Origin of the sequence: Catellatospora tritici, assembly GCF_019083965.1 — a bacterium.
GTDB classification, from domain to species: domain Bacteria; phylum Actinomycetota; class Actinomycetes; order Mycobacteriales; family Micromonosporaceae; genus Catellatospora; species Catellatospora tritici.
The window spans coordinates 21,481-41,029 of sequence record NZ_JAHRCY010000018.1 but is presented as its reverse complement, the minus strand read 5'-3'; the positions used below and the strand labels follow the sequence as shown (position 1 = coordinate 41,029).

Here is a 19,549-nt window from a genome sequence, read left to right as displayed (position 1 = left end):
GCTACTTCTTCTTCGAGGGGGTGGGTCGCGCGGACGGCCGGTTGCCGTGCGTGACCGTGGACGCGGATGGCGTCGGCCGCGCGGGTCCGGTGGTCGGCGCGGCCGAGGCGGTGGGGGCGGGTGAGGGCACCGTCTGACGCGTCGGTTCGGGTGCCGGTGTGGAGGGCACCGGCTCCGGGCTGACCGTCTCCGCGGCCGGCGGATGGTCGGGTCCGAGCTGCGGCAGGCCGGGCAGGCTGCTGGCAGCGCCGAAGAAGCCCGCCACGACGACACCCAGTGTGGTGGTGAGGAGCACCCCACCGGTCGCCGCCGCGATGGTGAACAACCGACGCCGCCGCCCTGTGCGGTCGACGAACACCGGTCGGTTGCGACCCGTACGCCTGCTCATGCTGCTGCTCGACCTCGCCGTCGCCTCGTGACGACCGCTGCGCGTGGGACCCGCCGCGGCCACCGGGCGCGCTCACCCGCACCCCGCAGGTAAAGCGTCGCGAGACCACGCAGTGTCACTGTGACGTGAGATGGATCCCTCGCCGGACGGCACGGGTGCGCGCGCGGCCGCCGGCGCGGTGCACAATCATTGCTCCGAGTTCGGTGGAGAGGAGCGGTCGGTGACCGAGGTGCAGCCGCGTCCCGCGACCGACCTCTCGGCGGCTGTGCAGGCCGCGGCCCGGGGTGACGAGTCCGCCTTCGCCCGGCTGTACGCCGAACTGCAGCCCGGCCTGCTGCGCTACCTGCGACTGCTGGTGGGCGGGGACGCGGAGGACGTGGCCTCGGAGACCTGGCTGCACATCGTGCGCGACCTGCACACGTTCCGGGGCGACGAGGCCGGGTTCCGCCGGTGGGCTGCGACCATCGCCCGGCACCGGGCCATGGACCACCTGCGCCACCACCAGCGCCGCCCCGCTCAGCCGGTGCCGGTGGAGGATCTGGTCGAGTTGGCCGGCCGGGAGGACACCGCCGCCTCCGCCGAGCAGATCATCACCACCGGCAGGGCGCTCGCGATGATCGCCTCGCTGCCGCCGGACCAGGCAGAGGCGGTGCTGCTGCGCGCGGTCATCGGGCTGGACGCGCAGGCCGCCGCGCAGGTGCTCGGGAAGCGCTCGGGCGCCGTGCGAATGGCCGCCCACCGAGGCCTGCGCCGACTGGCGGAACTGCTGGGCGAGGCCGACCCACAGGCACGGCCGTGACAGCTGCGGCGAGTTGGACGCTCAAGGAGATGAGATGAGCGCGCGACCTCCCCTGAACCCCGACGACACCGAGCGGCTGCTCGGCGGCGAGCCGTCGGCTGCCCACCCGCGGCTGCACCGGGTGCTGTCCCAGGCTGCCGCGCCCGGCGAGGCGTCCGAGCTGGCCGGGCTGGCCATGGCCATGTCGGCGTATCGGCAGTCGGCCGCCGCCACCCGGGGTCGGCGACGCGGCACGCTGCGGCGGGCGATGCTGCTCAAGATCTCGGCGATCTTCGCGGTGACCGCGGTCGGCGGCGTCGCGTTCGCCGCGAGCACGGGAGTGCTGCCCGGCCCGTTCTTCCGACCGTCACCGCCCAGCCCACCGACGGTCGCCTCGGCCTCGGCGGGGGGTCCCTCCGCACCGGGAGCGGGCGGTTCGCCGTCGGCGTCGCCGAGTTCGTCCCCGGTGGCGCTGCCGTCCGCCGCGGCGAAGGTGCACGGGCAGTGCCGGTCCTACCTGTCCGACCCGAACAAGGCCAAGGCGACCACGAACCCGGCGTACGCGGAGCTGCTCGCCGCCGCCGGGCGCGACCCGGCCGGGTTCTGCACCGAGCTGCTGGCGGCCCAGTCCGGTCCAGGCGGGGGCCAGCGGCCAACTCCGGAGCCGTCGAAGAAGCCGGAGAAATCACCACATCCGGCGCCGTCGCCGGTGCCGTCGGCGCACCGGTCAGGTGACTCCGGTAAGGGTGTGACACCGGCGCGCTGACGCACGCTGTATCGGTGGGACCAGCTTGGCGCACCCATGCTGGTCCCCCCTCTTCTTCCTCCGGATCAGCTCGAGGCGCGGCGCGTACGCTCTGCCGTCGAGTCTGATATGGGTAGCCTGACCTCGTTTGTCGCATTTGTTGACACACGGGGGGCTTTTTCCGCATGAGATATGGACTACGGATGGGTGTGGTGGGCGCCGCGCTGGCGTCAGCCGTACTGCTGCTTGGCGCCGCGGGCGCCGCGCCCGCGCAGGCGGCGGTCGCGCCCGCCGCGCCCGTCATCACCGAGCCGGACGCCGAAGGCAAGCTGGTCAGCGGTGCGGACGTGCACATGGAAACGCGGCCGATGCAGAACAACGACGCCGGCGACGCGCACCTGTGCACCGACTGGGAGATCTGGACCGAGAATCCGACCAGCGGCGAGCGGGTCTGGTTCGCCGGCTGCGTCAGCGGCACCGGGCGGGTGCACGTGCACCTGGGCGACGGCGTGTTCGAGCACTCCTTCGCCGACCGGCACGACCTCGCGCCGGACCGGACGTACACGCTGCGGGTGCGCCACCGCGACACCACCGGCGGCTGGGGCCCGTACTCCAGCCGCCGGTTCCGCACCGACGTGGAGAAGAAGCCGCTGCCCGGCGCGTCCGACTGGAAGGTGTCCGAGCCGGGGTACGTCGTCGAGGAGGTGGGCGACGACATGAAGCTGCCGGTCAACATCGCGATGGTGCCCGACTGGAACGGCGACCCGAACAAGCCGCTGTTCTACGTCACCGAACTGTACGGCCGCATCCGTGTCTTCACCGGCGGCTTCAAGAAGAGCACGTACGCCGACGACCTGCTGGACTTCGACCCCAGCGCCCAGTTCCCGGGCAGCGGCGAGATGGGCCTGACCGGCATCGTGGTCGACCCGAAGAGCGGCGACGTGTTCGCCTCGATGATCTCCAAGGACCACGGCGACCTGCTGCCGAAGATCGTGCGCTTCCACAGCACCGACGGCGGTCTCACCGCGGCCACGAAGACCACGGTCATCAAGATGGACGACGAGGAGCAGTCGGCCTCGCACCAGATCTCGAACCTGACCATCGGGCCCGACGGCAAGCTCTACGTGCACCTGGGCGACGGCATGGACTCGAGCACCGCCAAGGACCTCGACTCGTTCCGCGGCAAGGTGCTGCGGATGAACCTCGACGGCACCGCGCCCGCCGACAACCCGTTCTACGACGCGAAGGAGCCCGACGAGGCGCGCAGCTACGTTTGGGCGTACGGCCTGCGCAACCCGTTCGGCGGGGCCTGGCGGGTCGCCGACGGCCAGCACTACGAGGTCGAGAACGGACCGTCGTCCAACGACCGGTTCGCCCGGGTCACCAAGGGCGGCGACTACCACTGGAGCGGCGGCGCCAGCGGCATGACGAAGAACGCCCTCTACAACTGGAAGACCACCCAGGGCCCGGTCAACGTGGCGTTCACCGAGCCCAGCGTCTTCCACGCGGCGGGCTTCCCGCAGGGCAAGTACGGCCACGCGTTCGTCACCCTCAGCGGCCCGACCTGGGCCTCGGGCCCGCAGAGCCGCGGCAAGCGGATCGTGGAGTTCGAGTTCGACAAGGACGGCAAGGTCGACGACCCCAAGACCCTGGTCCAGTACACCGGCAGCGGCAAGACCAGCGTCGCGGGCCTGGCCCCGGGGCCGGACGGGCTCTACTTCACCGGCCTGTACCCCAAGAGCGGCGCCGCCACCGACAGCGGCGCCAAGATCTACCGCATCCGGTACGCACAGAAGGCCTCGACCTCGCCGGTCACCCTCTACTCCGACAGCTCGTTCCGGGGCGACTCGAAGAAGCTGGGCACCGGCATCTTCGACGGTACCGGCACCGGCTTCGGCGACGTCGAGGACGACAGCGCCAGCTCGCTCAAGGTCGCGGGTGGCTACCGGGCCCTGGTCTGCACCGGCGGCGCGGCCGCCCCGACCGGCCTGGGCACCTGCCGCTACTTCGGGCCGGGCGAGCACCCGGCGCTGGCGGAACTCAACGACCAGGCCTCGCTGGTCGCGGTGTTCAGCGGACCGGAGGCGGGGCGCGGCGTGGTCGGCTACCGCGACACCGACCTCGGCGACCCGGCGCAGACCCTGGGCACCGGCATGTACGAGTCGGTCGCGGGCGAGCTCGACGGCGGCGACAGCGCGCCGATCAACTCGCTGAAGGTCAACCCCGGCTACCGAGCCCTCGCCTGCGACAAGGACCGCACCGGTACCGCCGGGCTGGGCACCTGCCGCATCTTCGACAGCGGCACGTACAAGCAGCTGGGCGACCTGGCCGGAAAGATCTCACTGGTCGGCATCGTCGGCCCGCCGGTGACCGCGTTCGGGCAGGCCGGGGCCAAGGGCGACGAGCAGAGCTTCGAACCCGGGGTGTACGAGGGCAGCCGCGGCGAGCTCAAGGCCGTCGGCGACAACGCGCTCACCACGCTGCGGGTGGAGCCCGGTTTCCACGCGGTGGCCTGCGCCAACGACGGCACCACCGGAGCGGGCACGGCCAACCTGGGTCGCTGCCGTTCGTTCCCGGCCGGTGAGCACAACCTCGCCGGAACCGACCTGGACGACGCGGTGTCGCTGCTGGCCGTGTACGCCGGACCCGGCACCGGCGACGGCACCGTCGCCTACCAGGACCGCGACCTGAAGGGCAGCAGCACCACGTACGGCAACGGCCTCTACGAGGCGGCGCTGGATCAGCTCGGCAAGGTCGGCAACGACAAGGTCACGTCGCTGCGGGTGAACCCGGGCTGGCGCGCGGTCGCCTGCGAGCAGTCCAGCGGCAAGAACACCGTGGTCGAGCTGGGGCTGTGCCGGTACTTCGGGCCGGGCGACCACCCGTTCGTCGGCGCCGACCTGAACGACAAGATCTCGATGGTGGCCGCGGGCCCGCGCCCGCAGGCGGCCAACAAGGGTTGACGTTCCAAGCACCGCAACACCTGGGCCGGTGGCCGACCGAAGGGTCGACCACCGGCTCAACTCATGTGGATGACGCCGCCCCGGTCCAGCAGGTAGATCACCATCACGACGGTGATCACGCCGAACAGCAGCGGCGCGAAGCCCATCAGCGCCGCCACGGTCCCGGCCACCACACTGGAGCGCAGCCAGTGGTGCAGCAGGCGCAGCGCGGCCAGCAGCAGCGGCACCACCGCGACGGCCAGCACCAGCACGGTGGCCCCGAAGACCAGCTGCCACATCAGGCGGCGGTCGGGGAAGAAACAGATGGAGAAGCAGCCGTCATCGTGTCCGGCCGTGATGTCGTCGTAGGCGTACCAACCCAGCGCCAACACGTACCAGCCCAGCGCGACGAGCAGCCCGCGCACCAGCCAACCGCGCCCGGCCCGCTCCTGCGGCTGCGCGGCGGTCCGATCCGGACCCATCGACAGTTCTCGCATCGACACAGTGTGCCACCAGACATCGACCGCCGCAGTCCCGTCCGGAACGTGAGACGGCCGCCGGGGCGGTGCCCCAGCGGCCGTCCTGTCGTGCGGGTCGGGTCAGCCCAGGTCGACGGTCGGGTAGAGCGGGTGGCCGGACAGCAGGTCGGCGGCGCGGCGGGAAACCGTGTCGGCGACGCCGTCGGCCAGCCGGTACTGCGCCAGCGAGACCTTGCCGTCGGCGCCCGCGGCCTGCGTCGTCTGCGACAGCACGGTGTGGATCAGGTCGGCGACCTGCTCCATCTCGGCGGTGCCGAGCCCGCGGGTGGTCAGCGCCGGGGTGCCCAGCCGGATGCCGGAGGTGTACCAGGCGCCGTTGCGGTCCTGCGGCACCGCGTTGCGGTTGGTGACGATGCCCGAGTCCAGCAGCGCCGACTCGGCCTGGCGGCCGGTCAGGCCGTACGACGAGACATCCAGCAGCACCAGGTGGTTGTCGGTGCCGCCGGTCACCAGCGTCGCGCCGCGCTTGAGCAGCCCCTCGGCCAGCGCCTTCGAGTTGTCCACGATGCGCTGGGCGTAGTCGCGGAACTCCGGCCGCTTGGCCTCGGCCAACGCCACCGCCTTGGCCGCCATCACGTGTGGCAGCGGGCCGCCGAGCACCATCGGGCAGCCCCGATCGACCTGGTCGGCCAGCTCCGACTGGCACAGGACCATGCCGCCGCGCGGGCCGCGCAGCGACTTGTGGGTGGTGGTGGTGACGATCTGCGCGTGCGGGATCGGGTCGAAGTCGCCGGTCAGCACCTTGCCCGCGACCAGGCCCGCGAAGTGGGCCATGTCGACCATCAGGGTCGCGCCGACCTCGTCGGCGATCTCGCGCATGGTCGCGAAGTTCACCAGCCGGGGGTACGCCGAGTAGCCCGCGACGATGATCAGCGGCCGGAACTCCCGGGCCGTCTCCCGCAGCGCCGCGTAGTCGATCAGGCCGGTGGCCGGGTCGGTGCCGTAGCTGCGCTGCTCGAACATCTTGCCGGAGATGTTGGGGCGGAAGCCGTGGGTCAGGTGGCCGCCCGCGTCCAGCGACATGCCCAGCATCCGCTGGTCGCCCAGCTCGCGGCGCAGGTTGAACCAGTCCGCCTCGGTCAGGTCGTTGACGTGGCGCACCTGCGCCTTCTCCAGCGCCGGGCTCTCCACCCGCGACGCCAGGATCGCCCAGAACGCCACCAGGTTCGCGTCGATGCCCGAGTGCGGCTGCACGTACGCGTGCTGCGCCCCGAACAGCTCCTTGGCGTGCTGCGACGCCAACGCCTCGACCGTGTCGACGTTGCGGCAGCCCGCGTAGAAGCGGCGGCCCACGGTGCCCTCGGCGTACTTGTCGCTGAACCAGTTGCCCATCGCCAGCAGCACCGCCGGCGACGCGTAGTTCTCACTGGCGATCAGCTTGAGCGACTCGCGCTGGTCGGCCAGCTCCTGGCCGATCGCGGCGGCGACGGCGGGCTCCACCGCGCGCACGGCCTCCAGCGCGTAGCGGAAGGCCTGGGACTCGTTCGACAGCTCACCGGACATGGCCGGACCTCCTTGGCGATGCGGAAGGGGGCCCAGGCGCACGGCACAGCGTCACGATGACGGGGCCGCTTCCCGATGGTCGATCCCATCCCAGCGCGCCAGTCACGGCCCACGACGAGCCTAGCAACCGATCGAGGCTCCCGGGGTCTTGGCTCACCGTCCGGGACGACGTCGACATGCCGTCAGCCCAGGGCGCGGTCGAGGTTGAAGGCGGCGCTGATGAGGGCCAGATGGGTGAAGGCCTGCGGGAAGTTGCCCAGCTGCTCGCCGGTCTGGCCGATCTGCTCGGCGAACAGGCCGACGTGGTTGGCGTAAGTGAGCATTTTCCCGAAAGCCAGCTGCGCGTCGTCCAGGCGCCCGGCCCGGGTGAGGGCCTCGACGTACCAGAACGAGCAGATCGAGAAGGTGCCCTCGTCGCCGCGCAGGCCGTCCGGGCTGACCTTCGGGTCGTACCGGTAGACCAGCGAGTCGGAGACCAGGTCGGCGGTGAGCGCGTCCAGCGTGGACAACCAGCGCGGATCGGTGGGCGCGATGAACTTCATCATCGGCATCATCAGCACCGAGGCGTCCAGCACGTCCTCGCCCTCGTGCTGGGTGAACGCGCCGCGCTCCGGCGACCAGCCCTTCTTCATGATCCAGTGGTAGACCGCGTCCCGGGCCTCGCGCCAGCGGCGCAGGTCGGCGGGCAGGCCGCGCCGGTTGGCCATGCGCATGGCCCGCTCGATGGCGACCCAGCACATCAGCCGCGAGAAGAGGAAGTTCTTGCGGCCGCCGCGCGTCTCCCAGATGCCCTCGTCGGGGGTGTCCCAGTGCTCGCAGACCCAGTCCACCAGGTCGTGCACCTCCTCCCAGCGGTCGCTGGAGATCGGCTGCACCCACTTGTCGTACAGGTAGATCGAGTCGATGAGCGCACCGTAGATGTCCAGCTGGAGCTGGTCGACGGCGGCGTTGCCGATACGGACCGGGGCGGAGCCGCGGTAGCCCTCCAGGTTCGGCAGCTCCTGCTCGGGCAGCTCGGTACGGCCGTCGATGCCGTACATGATCTGCAGCGGGGCCTGGTCGCCGTCGCGCAGGCTGACGTGCCGGGACAGGAAGTCCATGAACGCGGTCGCCTCGCCGGTGAAGCCGAGCCGCAGCATCGCGTACACGCAGAACCCGGCGTCGCGGATCCAGACGTAGCGGTAGTCCCAGTTGCGCTCGCCGCCGATCTGCTCGGGCAGGCTGGTGGTCGGCCCGGCCACGATCGCGCCGGTCGGGGCGTACGTCAGCAGCTTGAGCGTGAGCGCGCTGCGGTGCACCATCTCCCGCCAACGGCCCCGGTAGCGGGACTGGCTCAGCCAGCGGCGCCAGTAGCAGACCGTCTGCTCGAACTGCTCGGCCGCCTCGTGCACCGGGCAGTCACGCGGGGCGACCGCGCCATCGACGCGGTCCAGGGCGAAGACCGCCGCCTCGCCCTCGGTCAGGCTGAACTCGGCGCGCACGTCGCAGCCGTCGTCGACGACCGGGACGCTGGCGGTCAACGCGAGCTTGAGCTGCGGGCACTCGAACACCAGCAGGCCGTCCTGCCGCCGGATCGTGTGCGGTGAGCGGCCGTAGTCGAACCGGGGCGCCACCACGGCCGAGAACGGCATGGTGCCGCGTACGCACAGCACCCGGCGGATCAGGCGGTGCCGGTCCGCCTCGGTGGAGTCGCCCAGGATCGGCATGAAGTCCTGGATCTCCCCGACGCCGTCGGCGGCGTAGAAGCGGGTGATCAACACGTTGGTGTCGGGGAAGTAGAACTGCTTGGTACGCGCCGGCACCGTGGCCGCCAGCCGGAACGCCCCGCCCCGGTCCGCGTCGAGGATCGCGGCGAAGACGCTGGGTGCGTCGAAGGTCGGGCAGCAGTACCAGTCGATGGTGCCGTCCACGCCGACCAGCGCCACGCTGCGCATGTCGCCGATCATGCCGTGCTCCGAGATGGGCAGGTAGCGCCCGTCCCGTTCGTCCCGCGGCTCCACCGCTTCAGCATATTCCCTGGTGAGGGGCGTAGACCTAGGTCAGCGGGCGCACCTCGGCCACCGCCGTCAGCTTCAGCGGGCCGTAGATGTGCGGGTACAGCTCGGTCGAACCGGCCGGGCTCTCCCGCACCACCGGCACCTCGAGTCGCGCCTCGTCGATCACCAGGAGCAGCAGGTCGGAGCGGTCGGCGTAGTACCGCTGCCGGACCCGTTCGATCTGCTCCAGGGTGTCGCTGGCATGCAGGTAGCCCTCCTGCTCCAGGCTCACGCCCCGCGTCGACACCGTGTAGCTGCCGGTGAACTGCGCCTGCGCCCAGTCTTCGGGCAGTGCTATCTGGTAGATCATCCGTGCAGCCTATCGATATTCGGTGGAGCGGCCAGGTCGGGCATGCGAGTCTGGCCGGATGCGACCAGGACCCGGTGAGGTACTCCACTTTTCCGAAGACCCGTCGATCACCCGCTTCGAACCGCACATCGCCGCCACGGCCCGCCAGCCGGAGGCGTATGTCTGGGCGGTCGACCACGACCGCTGCCCCGACTACTGGTTCCCGCGCGGCTGCCCCCGCGCCCTGACCTGGATCGGCCCCGACACCACCGCCGCCGACGCCGCGACCATCCTCGGCCCCGGCGGCGGCACCCGTCTGCACGCCATCGAGTACGGCTGGCTGCCCGCGCTGCGGTCGGTCCGGCTGTACGCCTACCGCCTGCCCGCCGACCGGTTCCGCCCGTTCGGCGAGCCCGTCCGGCACGCCCACGTCGCCACCGAGCCGGTGGTCCCGCTCGGCCCCGCCGAACTCGTCGGCGACCTGCTGGAGCTGTACGACCAGGCGGGCATCCAGCTGCGGGTGCTGAACAACCTGTGGCCGCTGTGGCACGCGATCATCGCCTCGACCATGCAGTTCAGCGGAATCCGCCTGTCCCGCGCCCGCCCCGCCCCAGCCCCCGCCGCCTGACCACCCACCGCCCCCTCACCCCAACCCGCGCCGCCCCAGCCCGCGCCGGGGCGGTGCGGGGGCGGTCAGCGGGCGGCGGTGTGGAGGGCGGCGACGGCGGTGTCGAGGTCGGCGCCGAGCAGGCGCGCGGTGGCCAGGTAGGCGCGGGCCGCTTCGGCCAGGCGGTCGGCGACCTCGGTCCGGCTCAGCACCGGCCGGGCCGCGACCGTCGTGCCGTGCCGCACCCGACTCACGACCAGCCCCTCGACCTCCAGTTCGCGGTAGACGCGCGCGATGGTCCCGGTCGCCACGCCCAGGTCGGCGGCGAGCTGGCGGATCGACGGGAGCTGCGTACCCTCCGGCAGCACCCCGCTGCCGATCATCGTGGCGAGCTGCCGCCGGACCTGCTCGTACGGCGGGACCGGCGAGTTCGGGTCGTACTCGACGATCACCAGACGGCACCCGCCGGGACCGTCCAGGGCCGGGTGGCCAGCCGCCACCCCAGCAGGGGCACCGCCACCGTTCCGGCCATGACCAGCACCGCCGTGGTGACCGGATCGCCCGCCAGCAGCAGTGCCAGCTCGGCCAGCACGCAGTACAGCACCAGTGCGGTCCCGGCGGCGGCCAGCACGTGCAGCGAGCGGGACCGCACCGCGTCGTCGGCGGCGAGAACGTCCGGCGCGGCGACCGGCTGCGGCCGGTGCAGCACCGCCCGGGTCACCACCCGGACCAGCAGCAGCACCACGGCGGTGGTGCCCAGCCACACCGCGAACCGTACCGGCCAGGAGACGCCCTCGGTCAGGCTGAACGGCTGCGGCCACAGCGCGTTGAGCCCGGCCAGGACGAGGCACAGCAGCGCCGCCACGGGCAGTGCCCCGCGCAGCAGCGGCGGCAGGTAGCGCGCGGGCGTACGCGGCAGCAGGCTCGCCGCGCGCCGTCCCGCCACCGGCCGGGCCAGCCTGGCCTCGGCCAGCAGCGCCCCGACGAACCAGCCCGCGAGCAGGTACGTGAAGTTGATGCCGAACCGGTCCTCGGCCAGCCACGGCAGGGTATAGAGCACGAAGCCGAAGGCTACGCCCGCGGCCCGCCAGCGGCGGGTGACGGCGAGGTAGGCGATGACGCGCGGTCCGTTGTCGACGGTCATGGGCAGGGCGTGCCGGTCGGCGAAGCGCCGCAGCCGGGCCCGGGACACGGGCCCGTCGGTGGCGGCGTAGACCAGGAGCGCGACGGCCAGCGCCGCGACGACGTAGCCGAGCTGAGTCATGCCGTACCTCCAGCCGAGGGGGTCACCAATGTATCAAACAGTTGATACATTGATGGTCCCTCGCCCACTAAAGCCGCCGCAGGAGGGCATTCCGTGACCGCCACACTGCCTGACGACGTCTGGACCCGCCTCGACCCCACCTCCGGCGCGCTGCCCAGGCGCACCCGCCTGCGCCTGGCCGTCACCGGGTTCGCCCTGCTGGGCGCGCTCGCGCTCGGAGCCGTGCTGTGGCGAGGCGGCGCCATCACGCCCCGGCTGGCCGCCTTCCCCGGCTTCGACGCCCGGTATGTCTACTCCGACGGCACGGTCGAGTTCCCGTTCAACCAGGTCACGCAGCCCAGCACGCGGCTGCGGCACATGCTGTACCTGCACAACGACGGGAGCCAGACGGTCGAGCTGACCGGGATCGGCGCCGACGCGCCCGGCCTGCGCCTGGTACGGGTGGCGCTGGGCGACGTGCACCGCACCGACAACCGGTGGAGTTCCGGCGGGGCCGAACTGCGTCCCGGGGACACCTACCGGTTGCACCCGGACGAGCGGATCACCGTCGAGATCGATTACGAGATCGTCGACTGTGACCTGGTCCCGTACGAGCGCCTGGGCGTGCCCGTGCGGGTGCGCCGATTCTTCGGCGAGCAGACGGTCCAGGTGTACCCACCGAACGTCATCGTCCTGCCGGACGGCGGCTGGGACGCCACCGACTTCCCCGATTCCCGGGCCATCGGCTGGCAGCGCTACCTGGCCGTCGCGGCCTGCGGCCGACTCCCCCGGATCTAGCCGACTCCCCCGGATCTAGAAGGCGCTGATGGTGGCCGGGGAGCGTTCCGAGCGGCTGAGGGCGCGGACCACGGCGGTGGTGCCGTGGCGGCGTACGGCCAGCGCCGACAGCAGGGCGAGCACCGGCTCGGTGACCTCGGCGGGCAGCTCCGGGGTCGGGATGTCCAGGCCGCACGCGAGGTCGTCGGAGTGGACGGTGATCTCCATCAGCCGGGTCAGCAGGTAGTCGTCCAGGCTCAGCAGCCACGGCCCGGCGGGCGGGGAGACGTGGCAGTCGGCCGGGGCGTTCGCGAGCAGCTCCGGCAGCTGCCGCACCAGCTCGTCGACCCGCTCGACCAGCCCGGCGGCGCCCTCGGCGGCGGCCTGCTCGCCGGTGCGCCGGATGGCCACGTTGACGGTGGCGTCGAGGTCGGCGCCGACCCAGCGGGCCTTGGCGTAGTGGTCCAGCACCCCGATCACGGCACCGTCGCCGACCTGGTCGGCCAGCAGCTTCGGCAGCGAGAGCACCTGGCTGCCCAGGTGCTCGGCCAGGCCGCCGATGGTGAACCCGGCCAGCGCGCTCGGGCCGGACCACGACTTGGCCACCGCGGGGTCGGCCAGCAGCGCGGCCGCGGAACGGGCCGCCGACAGGAACGCCGTACGCATGGGGGTCATGCGCCAACCCTACCGGCGCGCCCGCCCCCGCGGACGACCCCGACCGCGTATCCCCGGCCGGTCCGCACCGTTTGACGAGACGTACTCCCTGCTGGCTACCAGCCCGCAGGGTCTTCGTGCTGAGTCGAGAAAGGACCGTCGTTGAGCGAGCGCACCGTGCTCACCGCCGAACGCACCGCCGCTGCCGCACCGGAGCCCGGCGCCGACGATCCGCAGCTGCGGCTGCTGCATGGAGCCCTGTTCGGCGGCTGCGCGCTGACCCTGGTGGCGGCGGTGCTGCTCGCGGTGCGGGTGCTGCCGCTGGGGTCGCGGGCCGGACGGTGGATCTACCGGTACGTCGCGACGTTCTCGGCATGGCAGCTGTGGCCCGCGGCGGTGGCGCTGCTCGCGGTCGTGGGGTTGCTGTGGCTGTCCCAGCGCCTGCGACCACGCGTCGCGGTCGGGGCGTGGCTGGTCGCGGCGGTGCCGTTGCAGCTGGTCATGCGCACCTATGACGACATGCCGCTGTCCGTGCTGGTCGGCAGCGACCGGGCCAACTCGTTCCACACCCCGTCGCTGGCCTACTCGGCGTACGACTTCATCTCCCGGTACATGCGGATCGTGGGCGAACTGCCCGCGCACGCGCGCACCAACATGCCCGGCAAGACGCTGCTCTACCACCTGCTCGGCGCGGTCACCACCGACCCGGGCACGCAGGGCGTGCTGGTCGTGGCCGTGTCCAGCCTGACCGGGCTGCTGGCGTACGCGGTCGCCCGCGAACTGTTCGACGACCACCGCACCGCGCTGTACGCGCTGATCCTGGTACTGCTGATGCCGGGGCGGCTGTGGTTCCTGCCCATCCTCAACACCGTCTCCCCGGTGCCGATCCTGCTGGCGTTCTGGCTGCACCTGCGCTTCCTGCGCGGCAAGCAGTGGCCGTGGGCGGTGGCGCTGGGCCTGGCGGTGTACCTGACCTTCCTGTTCGAACCGCTGCCGCTGGTGCTCGGCCTGGCCTTCCTCGGCACCATCGCGCTGGCCCTGCACCGCCGCACCTGCGCGTGGTACGACCTGCTGCGGCTGGTGTCGCTGACCCTGGCCGCGTTCGCCGCCGCGTACCTGGGCATGCGGGTCGTGTTCGGCTACGACCTGTTCGTCAACCTCGACTACGTGCTGGCCGACGCCAACGAGTTCAACGTCCGGGCCGCGCGACCGTACGGGGTGTGGGTGTGGCGCAACCTGTGTGACTTCGCGCTGTGCGCCGGGCTGGCCGCGACGGTGCTGGTCGGAGCCACGGCTTATGACGCGGCCCGGCGGGGCCTGGCCCGCCCGGTGGCGGCGCTGACCGCCTGCGGCCTGGCGGTGCTCGCCTTCCTCGACCTGGTCGGGGTCAACCGGGGCGAGACGATCCGCCTGTGGATCTTCCTTGCCGTGTTCTTCCAGCTCAGCGTGGCATGGCTGTGCGCGCGGTCGGCCCGGCTGTGGCCGTTCGCGCTGCTGGTCGGCGCGACCCTGGTCCAGGGCGCGCTGGGCATGGCCCTGATCGCCTTCGTCCGCCCGTAACCCCCCGCACCCCCCCCGGACGGTTCAAGATCGCGGGACGGTTCAAGATCGCTCAAGTTGCCGGGCAATCGGGGGAATGACGGTCCAAGATACGCACAAGTGCCCGGCAACTTGCACGATCTTGAGGGCCGGGCGGCGGCGCTCTCGCTGTGGCCGGGTCGTGTGGCGGTGGCGCAACGGGTGTGGGCCAGACTGGGCGGGTGCTTCCCGAGCTGGCCGCGCGGCCCGACACCGACCTGCCCGTCCGTGCCGTGCTCCCGGACCTGGTCGCGGCGCTGCGCGACACCGGCACCGCCGTCCTGGTCGCCCCGCCCGGCTCGGGCAAGACGACCCTCGCCCCGCTGGCCCTGGCCGACGCGCTGCCGGGCCGGATCCTGGTCGCCCAGCCCCGCCGGGTCGCCGCCCGCGCCGCCGCCCGCCGGATGGCCGAGCTCACCGGCACCGCGTTGGGCGGCCCGGTCGGCTACAGCGTGCGCGGGGACAGCCGGACCAGCGCGGACACCCGGATCGAGGTGGTCACCACCGGCCTGCTGGTGCAGCGGCTACAGCGCGACCCCGAGCTGCCCGGCGTCGGCGCACTGCTGCTCGACGAGGTGCACGAGCGGCAGCTCGACGCCGACCTGGCGCTGGCGTTCGGAGTGGACGTACGCGGCGCGCTGCGGCCGGACCTGCATCTGGTCGCCGCCTCGGCGACGGTCGCGGGGCAGACGACGGCCCGGCTGCTCGGGGCGGGTACGGCGGTGGTGACGGCGGCGGGCTCGCCGCATCCGGTGCGGGTGCGCTGGTGCCCGCCGACCGGGCCGGTGGACGCGCCGTACGGCCTGCGGGTGGACCCGCGCCTGCTCGAACACGTCGCCGCCGTGATCCGGCAGGCGCTGGACGAGTCCCCCGGCGACCTGCTGGCGTTCCTGCCCGGCGCCCGCGAGCTGGAGACCGTGGCGGCGCGGCTGTTCGGCCTGCGCGACGTGGACGTGCTGATCCTGCACGGCCGCCAGGGCGCGGGCACCCAGGACGCGGCCCTGCACGAGGGCGCGCGGCGACGGGTCGTGCTGGCCACCTCGGTGGCCGAGAGCAGCCTGACCGTGCCGGGAGTGCGGATCGTGGTCGACGCGGGGCTGGCCCGCGCGCCGCGCACCGACCTCGCCCGAGGGCTGGACGCGCTGGTCACGGTGCGGGTGTCGCGGGCGTCGTCGGAGCAGCGGGCCGGTCGGGCGGGGCGGCAGGCGCCCGGGGTGGTCTACCGGTGCTGGTCGCAGGCCGAGCAGGACCGGCTGCCCGCGTACGCCGAGCCGGAGGTCGCCACCGCCGACCTGACCGCGTTCATGCTGCAACTGGCCTGCTGGGGCAGCCCGGACGGGACCGGCCTGGCCCTGCCGGACCCGCCCCCGGCGGCGGCCGCGCGGGTGGCCCGGGACACCCTGGCCGCGCTCGGGGCCGTCGACGCCGACGGCCGGGTGACCGCGCGCGGCCGGGCCATCGCCCGGGTGGGCGCGCACCCACGCCTGGCGCGGGCGCTGCTCGACGCGGCCCCGCAGGTCGGCGCGCACCGGGCCGCCGAGGTGGTGGCGCTGCTGTCAGCCGACAGCCAGCCGCCCACCGACGACCTGGCGAAGGCCTGGCGGCGGCTGCGCGACGGCGTCGACCCGGCCGCGAGCGCGGCCTGGCGCACCGAGACGCGACGCCTGTCGACGGCACTGCGCGAGGCGAGCGGGTCCGCGATGAACGGAACCACGCATGCCGACGACCGCGCGGCGGCGCCACGGGACACGGGCACATCCGCCCTGGACCGGACCGCGATGACAGCCGACCGCGCGGCGGCGTCGCGGGACATGGGCACGTCGACCCCGGACCGGAGCGGGCTGACCGACGACCTGGCGGCGGCGCTGGTGGTGGGGCTGGCATATCCGGAGCGGTTGGCGCGGCTGCGCCCGGCGAGGTCGGGCCAGCCAGGGCGGACCTACCTGATGACCGGGGGTACGGCCGCGGAGTTGGCGCCCGGCTCCGGCCTGGGCGGGGTGACGTGGCTGGCGGTGGCCTCGGCCGACCGGCAGCCGGGCAGCAAGGACGCCCGGGTACGGCTGGCCGCCGCCGCGGACGAGGACACCGCCCGTGCGGCGGCGCCGGACCTGCTGGTCAGCGGCGATGAGGTGGCCTGGGTCGACGGGGACGTGCTGGCCCGCACCGCGACCCGGCTGGGCGCGCTCGTGCTGGCGGAGAAGCCGCTGCTCAAACCGGATCGGGAGCTGGTCGCGGCGGCGCTGGCCGAGGGGCTGCGCCGGGAGGGGCTGCGACTGCTGCGCTGGGACGACGAGGCGGTGGCGGTGCGGCAGCGACTGGCCTTCTGCGCGTATGCGCTGGGCGAGCCGTGGCCCGCCGTCGACGACGAGACGCTGCTGGCCCGGATCGGGGACTGGCTCGGCCCGGAGCTGACGCAGGCGCGCCGCCGCGACGACCTGCGCCGCGCCAATGTGGCCGCGGCGCTGCGGCGGCTGCTGCCGTGGGCGCAGGCGGCCCGGTTCGACCAGCTCGCCCCGGAGCGCATCGAGGTGCCGACCGGCTCGCGGATCCGCGTCGACTACACCGACCCGGCCGCGCCGGTGCTGGCGGTGAAGGTGCAGGAGGTGTTCGGCTGGGCGGGCACCCCGAAGCTCGCCGACGGGCGGGTGCCGGTGGTGCTGCACCTGCTCTCCCCCGCCGGGCGCCCGGCCGCGGTCACCGCCGACCTGGGCTCGTTCTGGCGCACCGGTTATCCGCAGGTGCGCGCCGAGCTGCGCGGACGCTATCCGCGCCATCCGTGGCCGGAGGATCCGGCCGCCGCCGAACCGACCCGGCGGGCGAAACCGCGCGGCTGAGGCGATGATGGTGCGATGCCAGACCTGATCACTCCCGTGCTGCCCGCCGGCTCGCTGAGCGCGACCGAGCAGCCGATGCTCGCCGGGGACGGGCTGATGCTGCGGCCGTGGCACGACGGCGACGCGGCGACGGTGCGGGCGGCGTTCGACTGCCCGAGCATTCAGCGTTGGCACGTGCGCCGGATGGACGCCGACGACGAGGCCCTGGCCTGGATCGAGGAGTGCCACCGCCGGTGGCGTCAGGAGTCCGGGGCCCGCTGGGCGGTCACCGACGGGCGGCGGGTGCTGGGGCAGGCGGGGCTGCGCGGGATGTCGCTGGCCGAGGCGTACGCCGAGGTCTCGTACTGGACGCTGCCCGACGCCCGCGGCACCGGGGTGGCCGTGCGGGCGCTGGCGGCGCTCACCGACTGGTCCTTTCACACCCTCGGCCTGCACCGGTTGACCCTGCTGCACTCCACCGCCAACAGCGGCTCGTGCCGGGTCGCCACCAAGAGCGGGTTCGCGGTGGAGGGGCTGCTGCGCGGCGCGCTGCTGCACGCCGACGGCTGGCACGACTCGCACCTGCACGCCCGGCTGCGCACCGACGTGTGAAGCCGGACCCGGGGCGGCGTTGACCCGGGTCCGGCCGGTCTGTCGGCCCCCGGGTCAGCCCTCGACCCGGTGGGTGGTCCAGAACGAGGTCAGGTCGGTCGTGGTCGCGGCCTGCGCGGCGGCCTTGAAGTCGGCGACCGTGCTGATGCCGTACCAGTGGGACTGGGCGTAGTTGAGCAGCAGGGTCTGCATGGCACTGGTGCCGATGAGTCGGCGCAGGTCGTGCAGCACGCACTTGCCGTACGTGTAGACGACGGTGCTGTACCGGCTGGAGTGCGCGTCCCAGTACGCCATCGAGTTGGTGACCTTCTCGGCGCTGCTCTGCCAGCTCACGCTGTTCCAGCAGTTGGTGCCGGTGACCCCGCGCTGCAGGTCGGTGGCGTAGTCGGTGAAGCCCTCGTCCAGCCACGGCACGGTGTACTCGTCGTCGCCGACGATGCCGTAGAACCACTGGTGGCCCAGCTCGTGGATGACCGGAGTGGCGCTGGCCTGCGACAGCACGATGCCCGGGTACTCCATGCCGCCGAACCAGAAGTTGTTGTGCAGCACCAGGTCGACCTCGCCGTACGGGTACGCCCCGAAGCGCGAGCCGTGCCCGTCCATCGCCGACGAAGCGGTGCTCTGCATGCTGGAGGCGGTGCTCGCGCTGATGCCCGAGGTGCGGTACGTGTTCACCAGCACGCCGCCCGACGAGGTGGTGCTCGTCTTGACGAACGGCCCGGCCACCCAGGCGAACTCGCGCACGTTGTTGGCGGTCGCGGTGGTGATGGTGCGCCCGGTGCCGCCCGGCGCCTCGGTGGAGGTGCCGCTGGCCGGAGTGAGCACGGCCGTCGGGTGGTCCAGCGTCACCGTGTAGTTGCTGGCCAGCTGGTAGAAGCTCTCCCCGTTGTTGGTGTACGGGTCGAGGTGCCAGCCGGCGCCGTCACGCACCGCGAGCACGGGGATCGCGTTGCCGATGAAGTTGTACGACCCGTCGCGGCCGAACCGGTCACTGCCGTTGGGCACCGCGATCGACACGTCGAAGCCGACCGTGCCCGACTGCCCCTGGCTCAGCGGCGCCGGCAGGGTGATCTTCAACGCGGTGCAGGCGACCTCCAGGCTGCCCGCGGTGCCGCCGGTGACGTTGCTGACCTGGATCGGCTGCACCGACGGGCAGGTGCCGTGGTAGTTGTCCCACAGCCGCAGGTAGACCTCGCTCAGCGCGACCGAGGACACGTTGGTGAAGCCGATCGTCTCGTGGCCGGTCCAGTTCGCGCCGGTCGAGTCGCTGGTGAGGTTCAGCGTGTACCCGGCGTTGGCGGGCGTGCGGGTGGGCGAGGAGGGGGTGCCCTCGGCCACGTTCAGCGCCACGTCGTCGATGGCGAAGCTGGTCTGCAGGCTCGCGTCCTCGACCCCGGTGAACACCAGGTTCACGGTCTGCCCGGCGAACGCCGACACGTTCACGGTGCGCTGCTGGTAGCCGGTGGCCTTGTTGAGGTTCGAGTACGACGCGACCGTGGTGGTGCCCAGCTGGACGGTCAGCGTGTCGTACGCGATGCTCGTGGTCGTCTCGGCGGTGTCGATGTGCAGCCAGAACGTCAGGGTGGCCGAGTTGCAGCCCGCGGGCAGGGTGACCGACTGCGACAGCGTCTTGGTGTTCGTCGAGCCGACGCCGTTGAGGAAGGCGTTGCGGGTGCCGGTGCGGGCGGGCTGGGCGGCGAACGTGCCGATCACGCCGGAGCTGCCGCCCCAGGGCGTGGTGCCGGTCTCGAAGCCCGCGTTGCCGACGACCTGGGCCGGGGTGCACGCCGCGTGGGCGGGTGCGGCGACCAGCGCGGCGGTGGCGGCGGTGGCGACCAGCGCGAGGGCACCACCTGTGGCGATGCTGCGCACTGCTCTTCGAAGCATGGAGGTCCTCCAGGTATGGGTCGCCGGACGGGGTGTGCCGGCTGTGCCGCGAGGGACATTGCCGTCAATCTATGGGTGCGCCGATGGTGGCACCATGAGGCGACGCCGCGACACGCCGACCGATCGCCGAAGATGGCGGTTTGCCGTCATCAGGGCGG

The 19,549-nt window shown here is 72.7% G+C and carries 17 protein-coding genes and 1 riboswitch; of the genes, 8 read left to right on the top strand and 9 right to left on the bottom strand.

Annotated elements, in window-relative coordinates; genetic code table 11:
- Nucleotide 1 precedes the first annotated feature (1 nt).
- On the bottom strand, nt 2-388 hold the full coding sequence (locus tag KUA19_RS31415; RefSeq protein ID WP_217401839.1) for a hypothetical protein: 387 nt from the start codon (nt 386-388) through the stop codon (nt 2-4).
- A gap of 220 nt (nt 389-608) precedes the next feature.
- Here KUA19_RS31415 and KUA19_RS31410 point away from each other — a divergent pair, with 220 nt between their 5' ends.
- From KUA19_RS31410 to KUA19_RS31400, 3 genes are all read left to right on the top strand, one after another.
- A complete protein-coding gene (locus KUA19_RS31410) occupies nt 609-1,187 on the top strand; it encodes an RNA polymerase sigma factor (protein WP_308167755.1) in 579 nt (192 codons plus the stop codon).
- Nucleotides 1,188-1,221: 34 nt separating this feature from the next.
- Nucleotides 1,222-1,932, top strand: a complete 711-nt coding sequence (locus KUA19_RS31405; protein WP_217401837.1) for a hypothetical protein — start codon at nt 1,222-1,224, stop codon at nt 1,930-1,932.
- Between the two features lie 182 nt (nt 1,933-2,114).
- Nucleotides 2,115-4,874 carry a PQQ-dependent sugar dehydrogenase gene (locus KUA19_RS31400; protein WP_217401836.1) on the top strand — a complete coding sequence of 920 codons (2,760 nt, stop codon included), beginning with the start codon at nt 2,115-2,117 and terminating at the stop codon, nt 4,872-4,874.
- Nucleotides 4,875-4,930: 56 nt separating this feature from the next.
- Here KUA19_RS31400 and KUA19_RS31395 read toward each other — a convergent pair whose 3' ends face one another.
- The 4 genes from KUA19_RS31395 to KUA19_RS31380 all read right to left on the bottom strand — a co-directional run bounded on the left by KUA19_RS31395 (nt 4,931) and on the right by KUA19_RS31380 (nt 9,241).
- Nucleotides 4,931-5,350, bottom strand: a complete 420-nt coding sequence (locus tag KUA19_RS31395; protein WP_217401835.1) for a hypothetical protein — start codon at nt 5,348-5,350, stop codon at nt 4,931-4,933.
- A 102-nt stretch (nt 5,351-5,452) separates the two neighbouring features.
- Entirely contained in the window at nt 5,453-6,895 is a 1,443-nt protein-coding gene (locus KUA19_RS31390) for a glycine hydroxymethyltransferase (protein WP_217401833.1), read from the bottom strand.
- Nucleotides 6,896-6,918: 23 nt separating this feature from the next.
- Nucleotides 6,919-7,011, bottom strand: a riboswitch (ZMP/ZTP riboswitch).
- 66 nt (nt 7,012-7,077) lie between these two features.
- The gene (locus KUA19_RS31385; protein WP_308167754.1) at nt 7,078-8,895 is read right to left on the bottom strand and encodes a glycoside hydrolase family 15 protein; all 1,818 of its coding nucleotides are present in this window, start codon (nt 8,893-8,895) and stop codon (nt 7,078-7,080) included.
- A gap of 34 nt (nt 8,896-8,929) precedes the next feature.
- Nucleotides 8,930-9,241 carry a DUF952 domain-containing protein gene (locus KUA19_RS31380; protein ID WP_217401831.1) on the bottom strand — a complete coding sequence of 104 codons (312 nt, stop codon included), beginning with the start codon at nt 9,239-9,241 and terminating at the stop codon, nt 8,930-8,932.
- A 58-nt stretch (nt 9,242-9,299) separates the two neighbouring features.
- Between KUA19_RS31380 and KUA19_RS31375 the strand changes: the two genes are divergently transcribed.
- The gene (locus KUA19_RS31375; RefSeq protein ID WP_217401829.1) at nt 9,300-9,848 is read left to right on the top strand and encodes a DUF6886 family protein; all 549 of its coding nucleotides are present in this window, start codon (nt 9,300-9,302) and stop codon (nt 9,846-9,848) included.
- Between the two features lie 65 nt (nt 9,849-9,913).
- On the opposite strand, the gene KUA19_RS31370 is transcribed toward KUA19_RS31375, so the two are convergent.
- Together KUA19_RS31370 and KUA19_RS31365 are read right to left on the bottom strand one after the other, a co-directional pair.
- A complete protein-coding gene (locus KUA19_RS31370) occupies nt 9,914-10,279 on the bottom strand; it encodes a GntR family transcriptional regulator (protein WP_217401827.1) in 366 nt (121 codons plus the stop codon).
- Nucleotides 10,276-11,091 (bottom strand): hypothetical protein, encoded by an 816-nt coding sequence (locus KUA19_RS31365; protein WP_217401825.1) that lies wholly within the window; start codon nt 11,089-11,091, stop codon nt 10,276-10,278. Before KUA19_RS31365 ends, KUA19_RS31370 begins: the two co-directional genes overlap by 4 nt.
- Before the next feature lie 93 nt (nt 11,092-11,184).
- On the opposite strand from KUA19_RS31365, the gene KUA19_RS31360 reads away from it, so the two are divergent.
- Nucleotides 11,185-11,868, top strand: a complete 684-nt coding sequence (locus tag KUA19_RS31360) for a hypothetical protein (RefSeq protein ID WP_217401823.1) — start codon at nt 11,185-11,187, stop codon at nt 11,866-11,868.
- A gap of 15 nt (nt 11,869-11,883) precedes the next feature.
- Here KUA19_RS31360 and KUA19_RS31355 read toward each other — a convergent pair whose 3' ends face one another.
- A complete protein-coding gene (locus tag KUA19_RS31355; protein WP_217401821.1) occupies nt 11,884-12,522 on the bottom strand; it encodes a maleylpyruvate isomerase N-terminal domain-containing protein in 639 nt (212 codons plus the stop codon).
- Between the two features lie 141 nt (nt 12,523-12,663).
- Between KUA19_RS31355 and KUA19_RS31350 the strand changes: the two genes are divergently transcribed.
- The 3 genes from KUA19_RS31350 to KUA19_RS31340 all read left to right on the top strand — a co-directional run bounded on the left by KUA19_RS31350 (nt 12,664) and on the right by KUA19_RS31340 (nt 17,504).
- Entirely contained in the window at nt 12,664-14,061 is a 1,398-nt protein-coding gene (locus tag KUA19_RS31350; protein WP_217401819.1) for a glycosyltransferase family protein, read from the top strand.
- 212 nt (nt 14,062-14,273) lie between these two features.
- On the top strand, nt 14,274-16,913 hold the full coding sequence (locus KUA19_RS31345; protein ID WP_217402039.1) for an ATP-dependent RNA helicase: 2,640 nt from the start codon (nt 14,274-14,276) through the stop codon (nt 16,911-16,913).
- 15 nt (nt 16,914-16,928) lie between these two features.
- A complete protein-coding gene (locus tag KUA19_RS31340) occupies nt 16,929-17,504 on the top strand; it encodes a GNAT family N-acetyltransferase (protein ID WP_217401817.1) in 576 nt (191 codons plus the stop codon).
- Nucleotides 17,505-17,558: 54 nt separating this feature from the next.
- On the opposite strand, the gene KUA19_RS44735 is transcribed toward KUA19_RS31340, so the two are convergent.
- The gene (locus tag KUA19_RS44735; protein ID WP_254550400.1) at nt 17,559-19,391 is read right to left on the bottom strand and encodes a M1 family metallopeptidase; all 1,833 of its coding nucleotides are present in this window, start codon (nt 19,389-19,391) and stop codon (nt 17,559-17,561) included.
- Between the last annotated feature and the right edge of the window lie 158 nt (nt 19,392-19,549).